Source organism: Actinoallomurus sp. NPDC052274, assembly GCF_040679475.1.
GTDB lineage: Bacteria > Actinomycetota > Actinomycetes > Streptosporangiales > Streptosporangiaceae > Actinoallomurus > Actinoallomurus liliacearum.
In genome coordinates, this window is sequence record NZ_JBFAUT010000001.1 from 60,784 (window position 1) to 75,446 (window position 14,663).

Annotated in this window: 19 protein-coding genes; 13 read left to right on the plus strand and 6 right to left on the minus strand. The window is 66.7% G+C overall.

The window, feature by feature from the left end:
• Window position 1: 1 nt before the first annotated feature.
• Window positions 2-259, minus strand: a complete 258-nt coding sequence (locus AB0K82_RS00290; protein WP_364390890.1) for a phosphopantetheine-binding protein — start codon at window positions 257-259, stop codon at window positions 2-4.
• A 152-nt stretch (window positions 260-411) separates the two neighbouring features.
• A complete protein-coding gene (locus tag AB0K82_RS00295) occupies window positions 412-825 on the minus strand; it encodes a hypothetical protein (RefSeq protein ID WP_364390892.1) in 414 nt (137 codons plus the stop codon).
• A 242-nt stretch (window positions 826-1,067) separates the two neighbouring features.
• Between AB0K82_RS00295 and AB0K82_RS00300 the strand changes: the two genes are divergently transcribed.
• The 3 genes from AB0K82_RS00300 to AB0K82_RS00310 all read left to right on the plus strand — a co-directional run bounded on the left by AB0K82_RS00300 (window position 1,068) and on the right by AB0K82_RS00310 (window position 3,115).
• On the plus strand, window positions 1,068-1,769 hold the full coding sequence (locus AB0K82_RS00300; RefSeq protein ID WP_364390894.1) for a DUF1173 family protein: 702 nt from the start codon (window positions 1,068-1,070) through the stop codon (window positions 1,767-1,769).
• 20 nt (window positions 1,770-1,789) lie between these two features.
• Window positions 1,790-2,224: a DUF1173 family protein gene (locus AB0K82_RS00305; RefSeq protein WP_364390896.1), complete on the plus strand. Its 435-nt coding sequence runs from the start codon at window positions 1,790-1,792 to the stop codon at window positions 2,222-2,224.
• 318 nt (window positions 2,225-2,542) lie between these two features.
• The gene (locus AB0K82_RS00310; RefSeq protein WP_364390899.1) at window positions 2,543-3,115 is read left to right on the plus strand and encodes a GNAT family protein; all 573 of its coding nucleotides are present in this window, start codon (window positions 2,543-2,545) and stop codon (window positions 3,113-3,115) included.
• A gap of 99 nt (window positions 3,116-3,214) precedes the next feature.
• On the opposite strand, the gene AB0K82_RS00315 is transcribed toward AB0K82_RS00310, so the two are convergent.
• On the minus strand, window positions 3,215-3,976 hold the full coding sequence (locus AB0K82_RS00315) for a helix-turn-helix transcriptional regulator (RefSeq protein WP_364390902.1): 762 nt from the start codon (window positions 3,974-3,976) through the stop codon (window positions 3,215-3,217).
• A gap of 85 nt (window positions 3,977-4,061) precedes the next feature.
• Here AB0K82_RS00315 and AB0K82_RS00320 point away from each other — a divergent pair, with 85 nt between their 5' ends.
• The 4 genes from AB0K82_RS00320 to AB0K82_RS00335 all read left to right on the plus strand — a co-directional run bounded on the left by AB0K82_RS00320 (window position 4,062) and on the right by AB0K82_RS00335 (window position 7,781).
• A complete protein-coding gene (locus AB0K82_RS00320) occupies window positions 4,062-4,850 on the plus strand; it encodes a sulfite exporter TauE/SafE family protein (RefSeq protein ID WP_364390905.1) in 789 nt (262 codons plus the stop codon).
• 282 nt (window positions 4,851-5,132) lie between these two features.
• Window positions 5,133-5,534 carry a hypothetical protein gene (locus AB0K82_RS00325; RefSeq protein WP_364390907.1) on the plus strand — a complete coding sequence of 134 codons (402 nt, stop codon included), beginning with the start codon at window positions 5,133-5,135 and terminating at the stop codon, window positions 5,532-5,534.
• 366 nt (window positions 5,535-5,900) lie between these two features.
• A complete protein-coding gene (locus AB0K82_RS00330) occupies window positions 5,901-6,671 on the plus strand; it encodes a transposase family protein (protein ID WP_364390909.1) in 771 nt (256 codons plus the stop codon).
• 21 nt (window positions 6,672-6,692) lie between these two features.
• Window positions 6,693-7,781, plus strand: a complete 1,089-nt coding sequence (locus tag AB0K82_RS00335) for a CBS domain-containing protein (protein WP_364390911.1) — start codon at window positions 6,693-6,695, stop codon at window positions 7,779-7,781.
• An 11-nt stretch (window positions 7,782-7,792) separates the two neighbouring features.
• On the opposite strand, the gene AB0K82_RS00340 is transcribed toward AB0K82_RS00335, so the two are convergent.
• Complete coding sequence (locus AB0K82_RS00340) at window positions 7,793-8,053, minus strand: hypothetical protein (RefSeq protein ID WP_364390914.1); 261 nt, start codon at window positions 8,051-8,053, stop codon at window positions 7,793-7,795.
• A 327-nt stretch (window positions 8,054-8,380) separates the two neighbouring features.
• Between AB0K82_RS00340 and AB0K82_RS00345 the strand changes: the two genes are divergently transcribed.
• The 3 genes from AB0K82_RS00345 to AB0K82_RS00355 all read left to right on the plus strand — a co-directional run bounded on the left by AB0K82_RS00345 (window position 8,381) and on the right by AB0K82_RS00355 (window position 11,040).
• Window positions 8,381-9,877, plus strand: coding sequence for a hypothetical protein (locus tag AB0K82_RS00345; protein ID WP_364390916.1), 1,497 nt, complete (start codon window positions 8,381-8,383; stop codon window positions 9,875-9,877).
• A 506-nt stretch (window positions 9,878-10,383) separates the two neighbouring features.
• Window positions 10,384-10,521 (plus strand): hypothetical protein, encoded by a 138-nt coding sequence (locus AB0K82_RS00350; RefSeq protein ID WP_364390918.1) that lies wholly within the window; start codon window positions 10,384-10,386, stop codon window positions 10,519-10,521.
• A gap of 153 nt (window positions 10,522-10,674) precedes the next feature.
• A complete protein-coding gene (locus tag AB0K82_RS00355) occupies window positions 10,675-11,040 on the plus strand; it encodes a hypothetical protein (RefSeq protein ID WP_364390920.1) in 366 nt (121 codons plus the stop codon).
• 202 nt (window positions 11,041-11,242) lie between these two features.
• Here AB0K82_RS00355 and AB0K82_RS00360 read toward each other — a convergent pair whose 3' ends face one another.
• Window positions 11,243-11,707 carry a VOC family protein gene (locus tag AB0K82_RS00360; RefSeq protein WP_364390922.1) on the minus strand — a complete coding sequence of 155 codons (465 nt, stop codon included), beginning with the start codon at window positions 11,705-11,707 and terminating at the stop codon, window positions 11,243-11,245.
• 768 nt (window positions 11,708-12,475) lie between these two features.
• Between AB0K82_RS00360 and AB0K82_RS00365 the strand changes: the two genes are divergently transcribed.
• The 3 genes from AB0K82_RS00365 to AB0K82_RS00375 are packed head-to-tail and all read left to right on the plus strand — an operon-like array spanning window position 12,476 to window position 13,898.
• Window positions 12,476-12,889, plus strand: a complete 414-nt coding sequence (locus AB0K82_RS00365) for an alcohol dehydrogenase catalytic domain-containing protein (protein WP_364391494.1) — start codon at window positions 12,476-12,478, stop codon at window positions 12,887-12,889.
• Window positions 12,811-13,416: an NADP-dependent oxidoreductase gene (locus tag AB0K82_RS00370; RefSeq protein WP_364390924.1), complete on the plus strand. Its 606-nt coding sequence runs from the start codon at window positions 12,811-12,813 to the stop codon at window positions 13,414-13,416. Before AB0K82_RS00365 ends, AB0K82_RS00370 begins: the two co-directional genes overlap by 79 nt.
• Before the next feature lie 14 nt (window positions 13,417-13,430).
• Window positions 13,431-13,898 (plus strand): cupin domain-containing protein, encoded by a 468-nt coding sequence (locus AB0K82_RS00375; RefSeq protein ID WP_364390926.1) that lies wholly within the window; start codon window positions 13,431-13,433, stop codon window positions 13,896-13,898.
• A 187-nt stretch (window positions 13,899-14,085) separates the two neighbouring features.
• Here the strand turns inward: AB0K82_RS00375 and AB0K82_RS00380 are convergent, their stop codons facing one another.
• Window positions 14,086-14,442, minus strand: coding sequence for a hypothetical protein (locus tag AB0K82_RS00380; RefSeq protein WP_364390928.1), 357 nt, complete (start codon window positions 14,440-14,442; stop codon window positions 14,086-14,088).
• Between the last annotated feature and the right edge of the window lie 221 nt (window positions 14,443-14,663).

Sequence of the window (14,663 nt, forward strand, 5' to 3'; positions counted from 1 at the left end):
ATCAGTCCTGCCAGCCCGCGATCTTCGCGATGACCGCGTAGGTGGCGCGCAGGTTGACCATGTTCGGCAACTCGGCCTGGTCGATCACGATGTCGAACTTCTTTTCCGCCTGCGCCATCATTTCAACGGCATCCAAGGAGCTCGCGTCGTAATCGTCGGCGAACGAACCGGTATCCGTGAGATCCTCCGGTGCGATCTCCAGAACATCGGCGATCAGTACGCGAAGTTCTTTGAAATGGTCCTGGATGTTTATCGTCATCGTCGCCTCAAACTCAAAGGTGGCTGCGTGGGTGGCTGCCCGGGACGGGTGCTGGTGATCACCGCTGTCGGGCGTCGAGTCCGGTGCTCGACCAGGTGCGGGGTGGGGGCAGGAGTGAACACGGGTCAGGCGTGATCTGCCGCCGTGGCCGCCTACGATCCGCTGGTGCCGATCAGCGCCACGATCTGGATCGCGCTACCGGTCACGGCCAGGCCAGCGCAGACCATCGCGAAAATCGCCCATCCTTTGGCGATCAGCCCCCGAGCTCCCGCCCGGTGACTGCCGACGATAACCAACGCGACAACGACCATGGCCAAAAGCAGAGGGAATGAGCACGCCCCAACGCCGCGAGCGACATCGAATTCATATTCGCCGTACCGTCCGGCCTGAGCGAGCATGGACAGCACATCGAATACCGCCAGGAGCAGCGCGATGATCAGGAAGATGGAGGTCCGGCGGCGCCCCGGATTCGCAGCATTTCGCGTGCGCGCCCCCGCTTCCTCCTGCCCCTCACGGTCAGACCGCCGGCGCTGCTCCGGATGCGCGGAGCCTTGCGAGATCGGCACGGACACTCCTCGGACGGACGGCTGCAGAACGCCGGTCATTATGGACAGGGACACATCAGCCGAACATGAGCCGGAAATCATCACGGGGAGGCCAAGCCGACCGCGACGTCGTTCGGCCGACCGCATCGACGCCAGCGACGTGCCCGGGTGAGCGACGCCGGCGAGGTCACTGATCGCCCGGGGCCGTGTGGCCAGACCGGAAAATCACACCGGCATCGTTGAAATCACGTCATCATGGGCTCGTGCGTGGTCGCCTTCCCCACACCGGCAACGGCGACAGCGGGCCCTCCCCCGGCGACCCTGCCGGTCGTGTCCGGCTTGGCGATGAGACCGTATCGCTCGCCACGCTTCGACACTTCCCGGAGCGGTTCGCCAAGCTGTTCGCTCGCGCGCGTGCCGAGGTCGGCTACGGCGAATGCTTGTGCACGGCGCCGCCCCTGAGACTCGTCATCCGAGCGCGCGCCGGCCGGTATCACCTGGCGTGCTGGCCCGGCGAAGGAGAACGCCACGCCACCGACTGCGATTTCCACAAGACCGACCCGGGATTCTTCGGCCGCAGCGGCTACAGCGACCAGGCGATCGCAGAAAACGAAGACGGCGTCGCGATACGGCTCGATACCCCCCTGCTGGTGCGTCGCGATGCCCCCCACGACGGCACGTCCACCGAAGCCTTTGCCGGCAACCGTCGCCGGACGGTCGGTTTGCTAGGACTGCTGCACTACCTGTGGGAGCAGGCGGAGCTTGTGACCTGGCGCCCGACCTGGCACACCTGCCATGCGCGGTTGAGTGAGTACGCCGCCCAGTGCAGCATCAACGGCGTAGACCTGCCGAACGTGCTCTACATCGTTCCGCCCTACCGGCCCGAGCAGGCCGCCCGCAACGCTGCCGCCTTCCAGGCCTTCTACGGTCGGCTCGGCGGCCGAGGACGGAACGGCGGGGACTGATTCTCGGTGAGCTCAAACAGATGGAACCGTCCCTCTACGGGATGCGGCTCTCCATCCGTCACCTGCGGTCTCGCCTGTTCGCCTCGACCCGCCTGGCCGACCGGCTCAAACGTTCCTACCGGGCAGCGTTCGCCGAAGCCGCCGGTGCCGGCGCACGCAGGGTGGGATTGTTCCTCGTCGAGCGCGCCGCCACAGGGCGCTTGAACGTCGTCGATGCAACTTTCATGCTCACTACGGCCAGCTATATCCCAGGGGACTCCTCATTCGAGCTGGCGATGGCCGGTCATCTCGCGGCGGCCGGCCGGTCCTTCGTCAAACCGTTGCGCTACGACGGCGATGCGGTCTTTCCCGACTTCATCGTGATCGACACGGACCCGCACACGTACGTGGAGGTCTACGGGATTCGCGGACGCGTCGGCTATGAGCTGCGTAGACGCCGCAGGATCCGCGGATGAGTGAGCATTTCCGTACGATCATGAGCAGTGGATGAGCAAAATCCGGCGATCATGAGCAACGGTGTCCGTTCTCAGCGATCACGGCTGAGTCTCATTGCGTCGGGGTCGGCCCGATTGATTCCCTGGCCGAGACGCAGATCGACGTCCGGTTCGCGGGGGCTGCCTGCCTACATGGCAACTGGCCTGGGGGCAGAACTTCCTCTCATGCCGATGAGCGAGCACGTCGTTCCGCCTGCCCGCCGAGAAAACCCATTGCGAGTGGTCGGCACTGGATGTCAGGTTGATCGGCCACCAATCACCGGAGGGAAAATGACGCCTATGCCGCTGCCCACCCCGACGCTGCACACCACTCGCCTTAGACTGCGTCCCTTCGACGACGCGGACGCGGACGACCTCTTCGCCCTGCACAGCAGCGCACACGTGCTGCGCTACTGGGACGTGCCGCCCTGGGGCGAGCGTGCGCGCGCCGAGCGCTTCATCGCGGCGTGCCGACAGATGGCGGACGAGGGCACTGGGGCGCGACTGGCCATCGACCGTGCCTCCGACGGGGTGTTCCTCGGCTGGTGCGGCCTGACCCGGTGGAACCCGGACCACCGCAGCGCGGCGCTGGGCTACTGCCTTCACGACGCGGCGTGGGGCCGCGGCTACGCGACGGAGGCCGCGCGCGCTTTGCTGCGGTGGGCATTCGACACGCTGGACCTGAACCGAGTCCAGGCCGAGGCCGACACACGCAACGCGGCGTCCGCTCGCGTCCTGGAGAAGCTCGGGTTCCTGCGGGAGGGGACGTTGCGGGAGGACTGCATCGTGAACGGCGAGGTGTCGGACTCGTGGGTGTACGGGCTGATCAGGCGGGAGTGGAGTCCCTCGCCCGAACCGGTTCCCGCCCGCTGAGTCCTCTCGCCCACGAGAGGGGGCGGCCCGGCCTGCGGTTCCTCATCCCGCCGCGTTGAAGGGGGTGGCACCGTGCACTGTCATGCCGCCAAGTGCGCACTACGCTCGGGTGAAGCGGGATGGCGGCTGGCCGAAGGTGCGGGTGAAGGCGGTGGTGAACGCGGCTGGTGAGGCATAGCCGAGGCGGGCGGCGACCTCGGTGACGGTGGCGGTGCGCAGGAGAGGGACCGCGGCGAGGAGGCGGGCGCGGGTACGCCAGACGGCGGGGCTGAGGCCGGTTTCGCGGCGGAAACGGCGGGTGAAGGCGCGTTCGCTGGTGGACAGGTGGGCGGCCCATTCGGTGTTGGTCACCCCGGCGTCGGGAGCGGCGAGGTAGGCGCGGCAGAGGGCGGCGAGGTCGGCGGGGGCGGGAAGGGCGACGTGCAGGGGGAGAGGGGCGAGCGCGGCGATCTCGTGGAGGAGCAGGGTGGCGATGCCGCCCTCCCTGCCGGCCAGGTCGTACTCGGCGGGGAACGCGACGGCGGCGAGGAGGAGCTCGCGGAGCAGCGGGGTGACGTCCGCGACCGTGCAGACGGCGGGCCACCATGGGACGGCGCCGGGCTCGATGTAGAGGCTCCGGGTGCTGACGTCGAGCATCCGGACGCGGTGGCGGGTGGCGGGCGGGATGAGGACGGCGCGGTCGGTGGGGACGGTCCAGGTGCCGTCGCCGGTTTCGACGATCATGACGCCGGTGGCCCCGTACAGGAACTGCGCGCGGCGGTGCTCGTGCCAGTCGAGCACGTGCCCGGGCGGGTAGTCGGTGCCGATCGGGAGGACCGCGCGAGGGACGTGGTCGACCTCGGCCAGCGGCACGTTCTTCACCCGGCCAGGCTAGTGGCCGAGACGCGAAGGAACCACGCCGACCTTCGAATGTGTGTGCCTGGCCTGGCCTGATGGACTTGAGCCCGTGGAACTCGCCGTACTGATCGGAATCGGGCTGATGACCGGGGTGACGACCGTGCTGTTCGGCTTCGGGGGCGGATTCGTCACGGTGCCGGTGGTGGTGTGGTCGGACACCGCCCTGGGGTCCGGCGCGATGCGGGTGGCCACGGCGACGTCGGCCCTCGTGATGGTGGTGAACGCGGGATTCGCCACGGCCGCCACCCGCCGGCACCTCTTGGCGGCGCTGCGCGGCCGCGGCGTCCTGCTCGTGCTGCTCGCGATCGGCGGGGCGGCCGGCGCGCTGCTGACGCGGTTCGTGCCATCCTGCCTGACCCGGTGGGCCTTCATCGGGTATCTCGTGCTGACAATCGCAGACCTGCTGGTACGCCCCGGATTCCTCCGCCCACGCGCACCGGGCGAGGCCGTGCCGCGCGGCCCGCGGCCGATTTCCGCCACCCTGGGCGCGCCGATCGGCGCGGTCGCGGCGTTCCTAGGGGTGGGCGGCAGCGTCATGACCGTCCCGATGCTCCGCCGCGCCGGGCACTCCATGCATGCGGCCACCGCGCTCGCCAACCCGCTCACCCTCGTCATCGCGGTACCGGCCGCCCTCGTCTCCCTGCCCGCCGGCCCGGTGCGGGGCGCCCACCTCATCGGTCTCATCGACCCGATCGCGGCCGCCTGCCTGCTCACCGGCGCGATCCCGGTCATCGTCGCACTGCGCCGCCGTCCCCCGCGTATCCCCGACCATCTGTACGCCCGGTCCTACCTTGGCCTGCTCATCCTCGTTACGATCACCATGCTCGCGACGGCGTGATGCTCTCGCCGGGGTCGAAACAGCCGACGGACCTCCGCTGGTCGTATGCGGCCATGTGGCCACCTCGGACATTCGCGGGATGATGCAGCCTCTGGCTTCGTACTCTCATCGCACGGCGCCGGAACGGATCCGCACCATCGAACATCCGCTCATGCCGCCGACCGCACGGCCGGCAGCGATCCTGAGTAAGTGCCCGCTCCTGGCGGTGAGGGGGCACCTTGATCTGGGCCGGAACCGCACCGATCGGGTACCGGACCTTCACCCGAGGGCTACCTTGTTCCAATGGCACTCACACCAGCGCGCCAGCGCAACGCCGTCTCAGAAGGGATGGCGCTCGGTCTCCTCATGTGTGGTCATGATTCCCTGCCATTTGACAAGCTCAGGGTCGACCTCGCGTTCGAGGGAGCATGGCGGTCTTGGGCATACCAGACCAGGTTCCCGCAGGTCAACACAGACCTGACCAAAGGCTTGGATGGCGTATGGGCAATGACGCGAGCCGACGCGGACAAGCGGGTCATGGTGCTGTATTGGGAGCAGGACGGTGCCACGTTCCGGATCTCCACGCGGCAACCCGACTGGACACCAGACGACCCCGACTTTGCTGCCAGGATGATCGACGGCGGCGTGCCCGTAACCGGCTGGGAAGAACTTGCGCGAGACTTCCTGAGCCGTTTCGAGGGATAGGCACAGAGCGACGTCCTAGATGCGGAACGAACTCAACTATCACCGAGCGCATAAGAGCAACACTCCCGGAGAGGGCGTCGCAGCTTCTGGCGACAAGGGTTCGGACGTGAACAAACCAGGGTGGAACTTCTCTAATAGGCATGCGTATGGTCTAGATGTGCGGTAGAAATCTGGTAACTCTCTGACTCGACTGTGGGGTGAGATTTGTCCAGGCATCCGCACGATGACTGAGCCTTTTTCAGCACGTGTCTGAGCCGCTGTCGGTCGCAGCTTGATCACGAGTTCGCCGTACACCCCTCGGGCGTGGCGAAGCCCCTGGTAGGTGGGTTTCTCGCCAAAGTCACCCGCCCACACCAGGGGCTCCTGTTGCTGTTCTACCGTGCTGCGCTGCCGTTGTCGCGTCAGAGTCTGAACTACACCGCCGGCCTGATCCGCCGGCACCGGGCCAAGATCGGTTCCAAAGGCCGGGTGCTCAACCCCACCCAGCAAGCCCTGCTCGTCCTGGTCTACCTGCGCAACGGCGACACCTTCGCCAGTCTCGCCGCCGGATTCGCGACCTCGACCGCCACCGCCTGGCGCTACGTCAACGAGACCGTCGACCTGCTCGCCGCCCGCGCACCCCGACTCGACCAGGCCCTGCGGGCGGCCAAGACGTCCGGGCACGCGTTCGTGATTCTGGACCGCACGCTCATCCCGATCGACCGCCTGGCGGCCGACCGGCCGTTCTACTCCGGCAAGCACAAACGCCACGGCATGAACCTCCAGGTCATCGCCACACCGGACGGCGACATCCTCTGGGTCTCCGGCGCCCTGCCCGGCAGCGTGCACGACACCAGAGCCGCCCGGATCTGGGGCATCGTCCGCGCCCTGGAGCGTGCCGGGTGGATCGTGCTGGCCGACAAGGGCTACCACGGCGCCAGCGATCAAATCTGGACGCCCTACCGCGGCAGGAACAAACCGGAATCCCAGAAGATGGCCAACCGCTCCCACACCCGGCTACGAGGCCCCGGAGAACGCGCCAACGCCCAACTCAAGACCTGGCGCATCCTGCGCAAACTCCGCTGCTGCCCCCACCGCGCCGGCTTCCTCGCCAAAGCCATCCACGTCCTACAGACCCGCGAGACCCACCGATACTGAAAAAGGCTCACTGTCTGCGGGTTGACCCGCAATGACGCTGCACGGCGCATTGCGCATCTTGCCGAACACAGAAGCGACCCGGGTATTGCCGGAGAGGAGAAGGCCACAAGTGCTGAAGAACTGCTTGCAGACGCGGCGTCACGGGATCCGGCGAACCCCCGGACCCTGACGATTCGGAGCCTGCTGGAGCATTGGGGCTGGGAGCGTCGCACCGCCGCAGTGATTTCGGTCATCAAAAAGGATCTCGCCGCGCAAGGCATGACCACCCGGCCGCCATTCACAGAAGGCTCTGTGGGAGACGTGGTCGCGCTGGTCCGCCTCGGGACCGAGCCCGGCGCAGACGCGGAAACTGACGTGGATATTTCGGACACCGAAGACGTGTCCGAACCGGATCCCATGACACTTCGGCTGGGACGGCTTCCAGCGCGGCTGGTCTCGGTTCCATCGACCGCAGATCTCACCTACGCCAAGACACTGATGCTGATGCGGCAGTTTTCCCAGATCGCAGTGATCGACGAAGACGGCACTTACCATGGCGTGGTCAGTTGGGAATCAATCGGCCGAGCCCATATCGCCTCTGATGACCCCTCGCTGGAGAGCGCGACGGCTTCAGCTTTGGTGGTCGACCACGACGCTCCCCTTCTTGACCAGATCAGCGTGATCTACGACCGAGGGTTTATCTTCGTCCGCGATGCTGACCGGGTCCGCGTTACGGGCATCCTCACCGCGTCCGATCTCACCCGTCAGTTCGGCACCCTGGCTCGGCCCTTCGTCCTGATCGAGGAGGCAGAGAACAGGCTGCGTCGTGCCGCTGAAGAAGTCTTCATGGTTGATGACTTCAAAGACGCCGTTGCCAATCATCAGAAGGCAAAGGTAACGCGGGCTGCAGACTTGACCTTCGGAAACTACGTCTACTTGCTGCAGAATCCGGATCGTTGGGCCAAGCTCGGCTGGAAACTTGATCACGACCAGTTCATCGAACTGCTCACCAAAGTCCGCGATGTTCGCAACGAACTGATGCACTTCACCGAAGACCCGCTAGCCGACGAGCAATACGCAGCTGTCGAAGGGCTCCTAGAACTGCTTCGCACGGCTGACCCGCGCCCGTGAACTGCCTTCCCTCAGTCGGCGTGGGCCTGGATACGAGCCCATACTTGCTCGACGTCGGCCATGCCCTCGTCATGCGCCGACATAGAGGATCGATGTATGGGCTTTCTTTCACCCGGTCTGCGCTCGGGGTAGGACCAGACGAACCCTTTGCCGCCGACCCTGAAATCGAAACCGTCGCTGTCGATCTCGACCACGTGAGGTAACGCAAGCGCCAACCGGCGGACATCATCGGCGTCAGCCATCGTGATCGCTCCGGACACCGCCTTCTGCACACGCGCAGGCTATCGGCCCACAGACCGCGAACGGGGGCCGAAGTTGCCGGAACCGTCGCAGCCGAACCTGCTTCAACGTGCCTGTAGTAGTCGCGACCCGCGCTCTGGGTTCGTCGGGCCCGAAGCCACTCTCATGCCGCCTATCGGACACGCGAGAGATGCAACCCAAGATCCTTGCGGACGGGCGCCAAGGCCCCGCCGCAGGGGCGGACGAGCGGACTCGATTGTAGATCCGGACGACCCTTCATGTCTGGAGGCTGGGTAATCCGTCAGGATTTGTGCTGGGAGACCCTCGCGTGTCGGGGGGCCGACTCTAGACTCGATGGCATGTCGAATACAGGCGAAGGTGCGTCCGGTGTCGGTGAAAGTGCTTCCGATGACGGGGTAGCGTCGTCGCCGGATGCGTCCGCGGTGCCCCTGTCTGAAGGGCGTACGAATGACGAGTTGGACGGGATTGAGCCTGACCAGATCGTCATCCGGATCACTGATGACCGCGCAGTCGTATTCGCTACTCAAGACGAGGCGACGTACGCACGTTGGGGGCGCAGGCTCGCCAACACCACTATTAGCGAGATGCAGTCTCTGCTGCAGAAGATGGACCCGGTGGCTCGTGCCGTCATCGAGACCAAGCGCTTGACCAGTGCTCTGGTTGAACTCCACCCGGAAGACCGCGAGATGTTCAAACGCGGCTTCAAAGCAATCAGCGAAGAAGGGGGTTGGCTTCAGGCGAACTTCCGCGACCAGGGCCAGGTCGCCCGGTTGATGCGGATCCGTCCAGCCACGGGAGTTGCCGTCATGTCAGGTGGAGCCTTGGTGCTGGCTGCTGTGGCGGCTCAGGCCCAAGCCGCCGAGATGACCCAGAATATCAAGGCAATCGGGCGCCAAGTGGACCTGATCTCCAAAGACCAAAAAGACGACCAGATAGGTGCGGTTGAACATGCGGTCGAGCAGGTCGAGGACCTGGTGGCTCTGCTTCGTGCCCATGGTAAGGACGGTGTCACCGAAAGTGATATTTCGGTGACTCGAGACACCCTGGGTGATGCGAGGCGCAAGTGCATGCGGCACCTCGAGACGGCGGTGCAGATTTTGGAGGGCCAGAGTCTAGGTTCCGTACGTCAGGCGGAGCAAGTCCTGAGTGTGGACGCCGTAGAAAAGGTCATGGTCTATCTCCACCTTGCAGGGAGGCTCGGTTCGGCAACCGTTCAGTTTGGTTACGCTCAGGTCGCCTTCGACTGCCACGCGGAGAAGCCCGACGTCGCTGCAACCCGGGCCGCGCAGGTCACCAGGACCATTGACAGGTTCCGGGGCGAGATCGAGGACGTGCTGGAGCGACTCGGTCGGCTTGACGAAGGCATTCGCGCGCAGTTCTTGCCTCTTTGGAAGCACGCAGGAAAGGAGATCGGCGCGAAGGTCGGGCTTGGGACAGTTGCCGGCGCAGGCGGCGGTGCTGCTCTGGCAGCCGCTGAGGCAATCAAAGACAGCGTCGACGGAGCCGAGGGAGGGGATGACGACGCGAGCGCCGAGGAACCGCCGATTGCAAAATATGCCGCCTACGGCGCCGTGGTCGGCTTCGTGGGCGGGTTCGTCTTGGGTGCCAGAGACACCGTCCATGAGGTCCGAGCGAGGAAGCCCTTGGAAGAGCGGCTTGGGCAGCTCGCAACTGCCAGCAGTCGAAGCCTTGAGATCATCGGCGAGGCGACGCCAAGTCTCGACTGGTTGCGCGTTTTGACCGGAGAGCTCGCTGAACCAGGTGGTTTGACCGACCCGTTGATGTTGCCCCTCCGCGCAGAAGCGTCACCTGTCCTCGCCGAAGACGACGACTGAGAACGCTCGACCACGTGCTCCCGCTCCAGATTCAGAGCGCATGAAACTGGGACACCTGCCGCCGTCAGTACAAGCACGGTCGGAAGTCGAAATTCACCGGCAGACGCCCTTAGGGCCTGTCTCAAAGTGAGGTCAGGAGCCAGTCGTTGATGACGGCGATATGGAGAGTGGCCTCGTAGCGGACAGCGAGTCATAACGGGTGGCGACTGCGCGGTGGCGTTTCAGCCGGTTGATGCAGCATTCGACGGCCCGGCGATGCTTGTAGTCATCGGGGCTGAACGCGGGTGGCCGGCCGCCGCTGCTGCCACAGTCCTTGTGATGGCGGAGTTGGTCTGTCTGGGTGGGATGGTGAATTTTGATTCGGTCGCGGTGAGGTCGACAGTGGTTTCGTAGGCGCCGCTCCAGGGGCGGGACGTAGCCGCATCGCGCGCTGAGCGGCCCTGAAGGCTCCGAGCAGAGGAACGTACTGTCATGCCGCCGACAGCGAACCCGATGCTGATCTCGAGATGACGCGGAACATCATCCCGGAGAACGCATCTCCTGGAATCGGCGACGGCGCGCTGTCCGAGAACGCCAACCCACTCGATCACCAGGTCTACGCCGGTTGCTTCGCCGGCCTCACCATGATCTGCAGCGGTCACTAACCTGCTCAGCTACCGTCACGCCGCGATGCTGGCCGGACTCTTGGCCAACGCCACGTTCGGAGCATGGTGGCTGGACCCGGTCATCGTGCTCGGCATCGCCGGTCTGGCCGTTCCCGAAGGAGCGGACAGGAGCCATTCACACCAGGACCGGCTATGGGCGTGGCCAGCGCTCCCGGATACGCACGAACCTGGGCGTTCACCGCAAGACGCTGGCCCGAGCTCCACCCGCTCACCCTGCCGGACCGCGCGCCCGGCGTGCTCACCGCGAGCCCGGGCGGACACCGGTTGCTGCTCATCAACACCCACGGCCACGTCTGGACCTGGACAGGTCGCGACTGGCAGTCCTACCCCACGCTCGGCGCCCCCGCCGACGGGAACCGATCCTGGATCGGCGCCACCCTCAACGCCGCGACCGACCTGACCCACCATCAGATCGTGCTCCTCATCACGGGCAGCAACACCGACGACCAGACTTGGACCCTGCACGGCGACCTCTGGACCCGCTACCCCACACCCTGACGAAGATCGACTGTCCGACCGTGCTTCCGGCGCGCGGGCCGCTGTCCGCCGCCGGTCCTGACCGCGACTGTGCTCTGGGCTGCTTGAGGACGTGCTAAGGGCGGGGGAACGGCGGTGAGGTGCTGCGCGGATGGGCAGGGATCTGGGTGTCCGGCGGACTGGCCACCGTCGATGTGAGGGATTTCGCCGGTGATCTCGGCATTCACCCGGACTCCTGGGAGGGCGTGGTCGATGGCCAGTGAGCGGGCGACCAGTCCCCCTCTGGGTCGGTGGTTTGGCCCACTTCGATCAGGTGACCATCGGGATCGCGGATGTAGCAGCGCTTCTCGTACTGGTGCTGTTTCGGCGGCGTCAGGAATTGAGCACCCCGGGCGCTCCATTCGGCGTACACGGCCTCGATGTCTTTGACCCGGATATTGAGGAAGCTGCTGACCCGATCGGGGTCGCGTGGCGTCTCCAGGGTGACCGCCGGCTTGTCGTCAGTCGGCCCTCCGCCGACGTTGATGATGATCCAGCTGTTGGATAGCGCGACATAGGTCACGTCTCCGGAGAAGACCACCCTGCCGCCGAGTACTTCGGTGTAGAAGCGCCGAGAGCGCTCGACATCGTCGGAGACGATGAAGTGGGCCAGCACAATTCCCTCTGGGGGCGGTGGGAGCTGGGTCATCTGGCACCTCCACTGGTTGGGTCTGACATCCTGCTTACGACGTGGCCTGCAGCCGAAGTTACGGCCGGCGACGGTGTGGGGCCGGCGCTCGGGACAGGCGCCGTACGGTTCTCTCCCGGCGCCCGTACCGCCTGGTCAAGAAGCTGGCCAGCAAGACGGTGGTGATCTTCGGTGAATAAGCGGAACGGCGGCCAGTGGTGCCTAGACGATCGCCAGCTCCATCCCCAGCACCTGACACGCAGCAGTCCTCACGAGCCACGATGTACCCGCGGAGCCACCTGGCGACACGAACCAGGACCAGCCCCCGGCGTTACCCGCAACCACCCGGCACCGCACCGAGAGCCTTGCCGTGGTGGCCCATGGCCCGGCCAACCAGCGGGCCTGCGGTGGCAGCAGCAGCCGCTGCCCTATGACTGATAAGAGGCCGGCTCCGGCTGAGGGGACCGCCGGTCCCAGCCGTGGAAGGCGAGTGGTCGCCGGCGTCCCAGGCCTCGCGGAGCCCTAGGGTGCTCAGATCCCAGTCCTCGCGGATCTCGCTCGTGGCGGCACGCAGGTCATGCCTTCGCTGCTGCGGCGCACGGGCCCTGTCGGCGTTTGGCAGCGCAGCAATCGGTCGGGGCGGTTTCAGGAAAGCGGGCGGGCGGGCACGATCTGATCAGGCCAGCCCTGGCTGGTAACCCCGGTGAGCTCGAGCGCACCCGCGAGCTGATCTGGCACGTCTGCGCCAGTGTGACAGCGGCGATTGGGGGTGCAGTGGCCGCCGAGGCGATGGCGCACCATGCGTCCCGGAGGGGCGCGTCAGAACAACGAGACCGTGCCGCCGGTGCCGCCGGGCTCACGCTGTCTGACATCCCCCGCCCCCACGCCGCCGAGAACGACGTGATCGTGCGCGTCCACGTGGCAGGGTTCACCCCGGGGGAACTGGACTGGCCGGGCACCTGGACCGACCGCGCCGGCCGCGACCGGACCCCGAGCGTGCCCGGACACGAGCTGTCGGGTGTTGTCGTCGAGCTGGGCTACGGCACCACCGGCCTGACCTGGGCCAGCGGGTATTCGGACTGGCCGACTGGACCCGCGACGGGTCGCTGGCCGAGTACACCGCAGTGGAGGCCCGCAACCTCGCCCCGCTTCCGGCCAGCATCGACCACACCGTGGCCGCCGCCGTGCCCATCTCCGGGCTGACCGCCTGGCAGGGCCTGTTCGACCACGGCCACCTCAAGACCGGCCAGACCGTCCTGGTTCACGGCGCCGCGGGCGGCGTCGGGTCGATCGCGGTGCAGCTCGCCCGCGAGCTGGGCGCCCGCGTGATCGGTACAGGTCGTGGTCAGGACCGGGATGCCGTCCTCGGCCTGGGTGCGGACGCGTTCGTAGACCTGCAGGCCGATCAACTGGAAGATGCCGGCGAGGTCGACGTGGTGTTCGACGTGATCGGCGGCGACATCCTCGACCGCTCGGCCGCTCTGGTGCGCGCCCGCGGCACGCTCGTGACCATCGCCACGCCGCCCAAGGTCCAGCCCAGGGACGGGCGGGCTGTCTTCTTCGTCGTCGAACCCGATCGCGCCCGGCTCGCGGACCTCGCCCAGCGGCTCCGGGACGGACGCCTCAAGCCGATCGTCGGGGCCGTGCGGACGCTCCCCGAAGCGCCCTCCGCGTTCGCCCCCGACCGGCGCACCCCCGGCAAGACGATCATCAGGGTCACGGAAGACTGAGCAGGAGAGCCGTCATGAGCGGAGTACGGTTTGCCGGGGGCTTTCTGGCTGTCGGCATGGTGGCTGCGGCCACCGCATGCGCCCCCGCAGCAGAGCGTCCGACTGGAAAGGCGCCAGCCGCCGCTGCCACGGTTTCGAAGCAACCGCCCGAGACGCTATCGCCTCTGTTTCAAGAGGCGCTTCCGAATGTCAAGGGCAAGACCTTCACCTCGGCGATCGTGGACTTCCCGCCCAACGCGCGCGCGGTACCGCATCGGCACGGCTCAGCTTTCGTCTACGCCTACGTGCTCGAGGGCACTGTGCGCAGCCAGCTCGCTGGCGAGCCAGTGCGCACATACCACCAAGGTGAGAACTGGGTCGAGCCGCCGGGCGCCCACCACCTACTCACGGAAAACATCAGCCGGACGAAACCGGCGAAGCTACTGGTCGTCTTCATCGCCAACACGGGAGACAAGCTCAAGGTCGATGATTTGCCAGAGTAGGCCATCGGCTGCACAACGGACCGGTAGGCATTGAGGGTTTCTCAACGGAATTCACTGGCATGCCTGATCGCGAACCACCGGCCACGCAGACGATGGCGCCGATCAGGTGAGACTGAGCCGCGTTCACGACGGCCGATCTGGGAGGCGGGTTCGGACCCCGGCCGTGGAGGCCGGCGCATGGCGAGGATCACGGGATGGTGGTGCGCGGTTTCCTGAAGCCCTTTGACCTGGACACCGGCCTCGCCCTGATGCGCAAGACCCTCACCGAAACCGCCTCCGACCTGGACATCTGCTGCGACACGATCCTGGCGGACGTGCGCACCAGCACCAGCACCAGCACCGACGACGCCACCCTTCTCCTCGCCGCGCTGAGCGCGCCGATGCCGTCGAACGTGTGCCCGCCCGACGCCGCGTCGATGAGGATCCGCTGTGCCGCCGCCCTGGGGCCCGTTCGCGCCGCGCCGGCGGGCGGGGCCGCCCACCCGGCGGCGGCGACCAGGCAGGTTCCGAGAAGGACGGAGATCCCCCGGCGGTGCGCGCGCATGTCGTCTCCTCGTGGACGTCGCTCCCGCACCACGGATTCACGGACCGGCCGCCCGGTCAACGGTTCTGACCGCTACCGGCAACATCCGCCTGTCCGCGGTCCTGACCGGGATCGGCGGGAGCGGATCCTCGAGACGTGGGGTGGGGGGGGGGGGGGGGCCGGGGGCGGGGGGCGGCCCGCCCCCCCCCCCCCAGGGCGCGCGGGGGCCCCGGCGGGGCCGC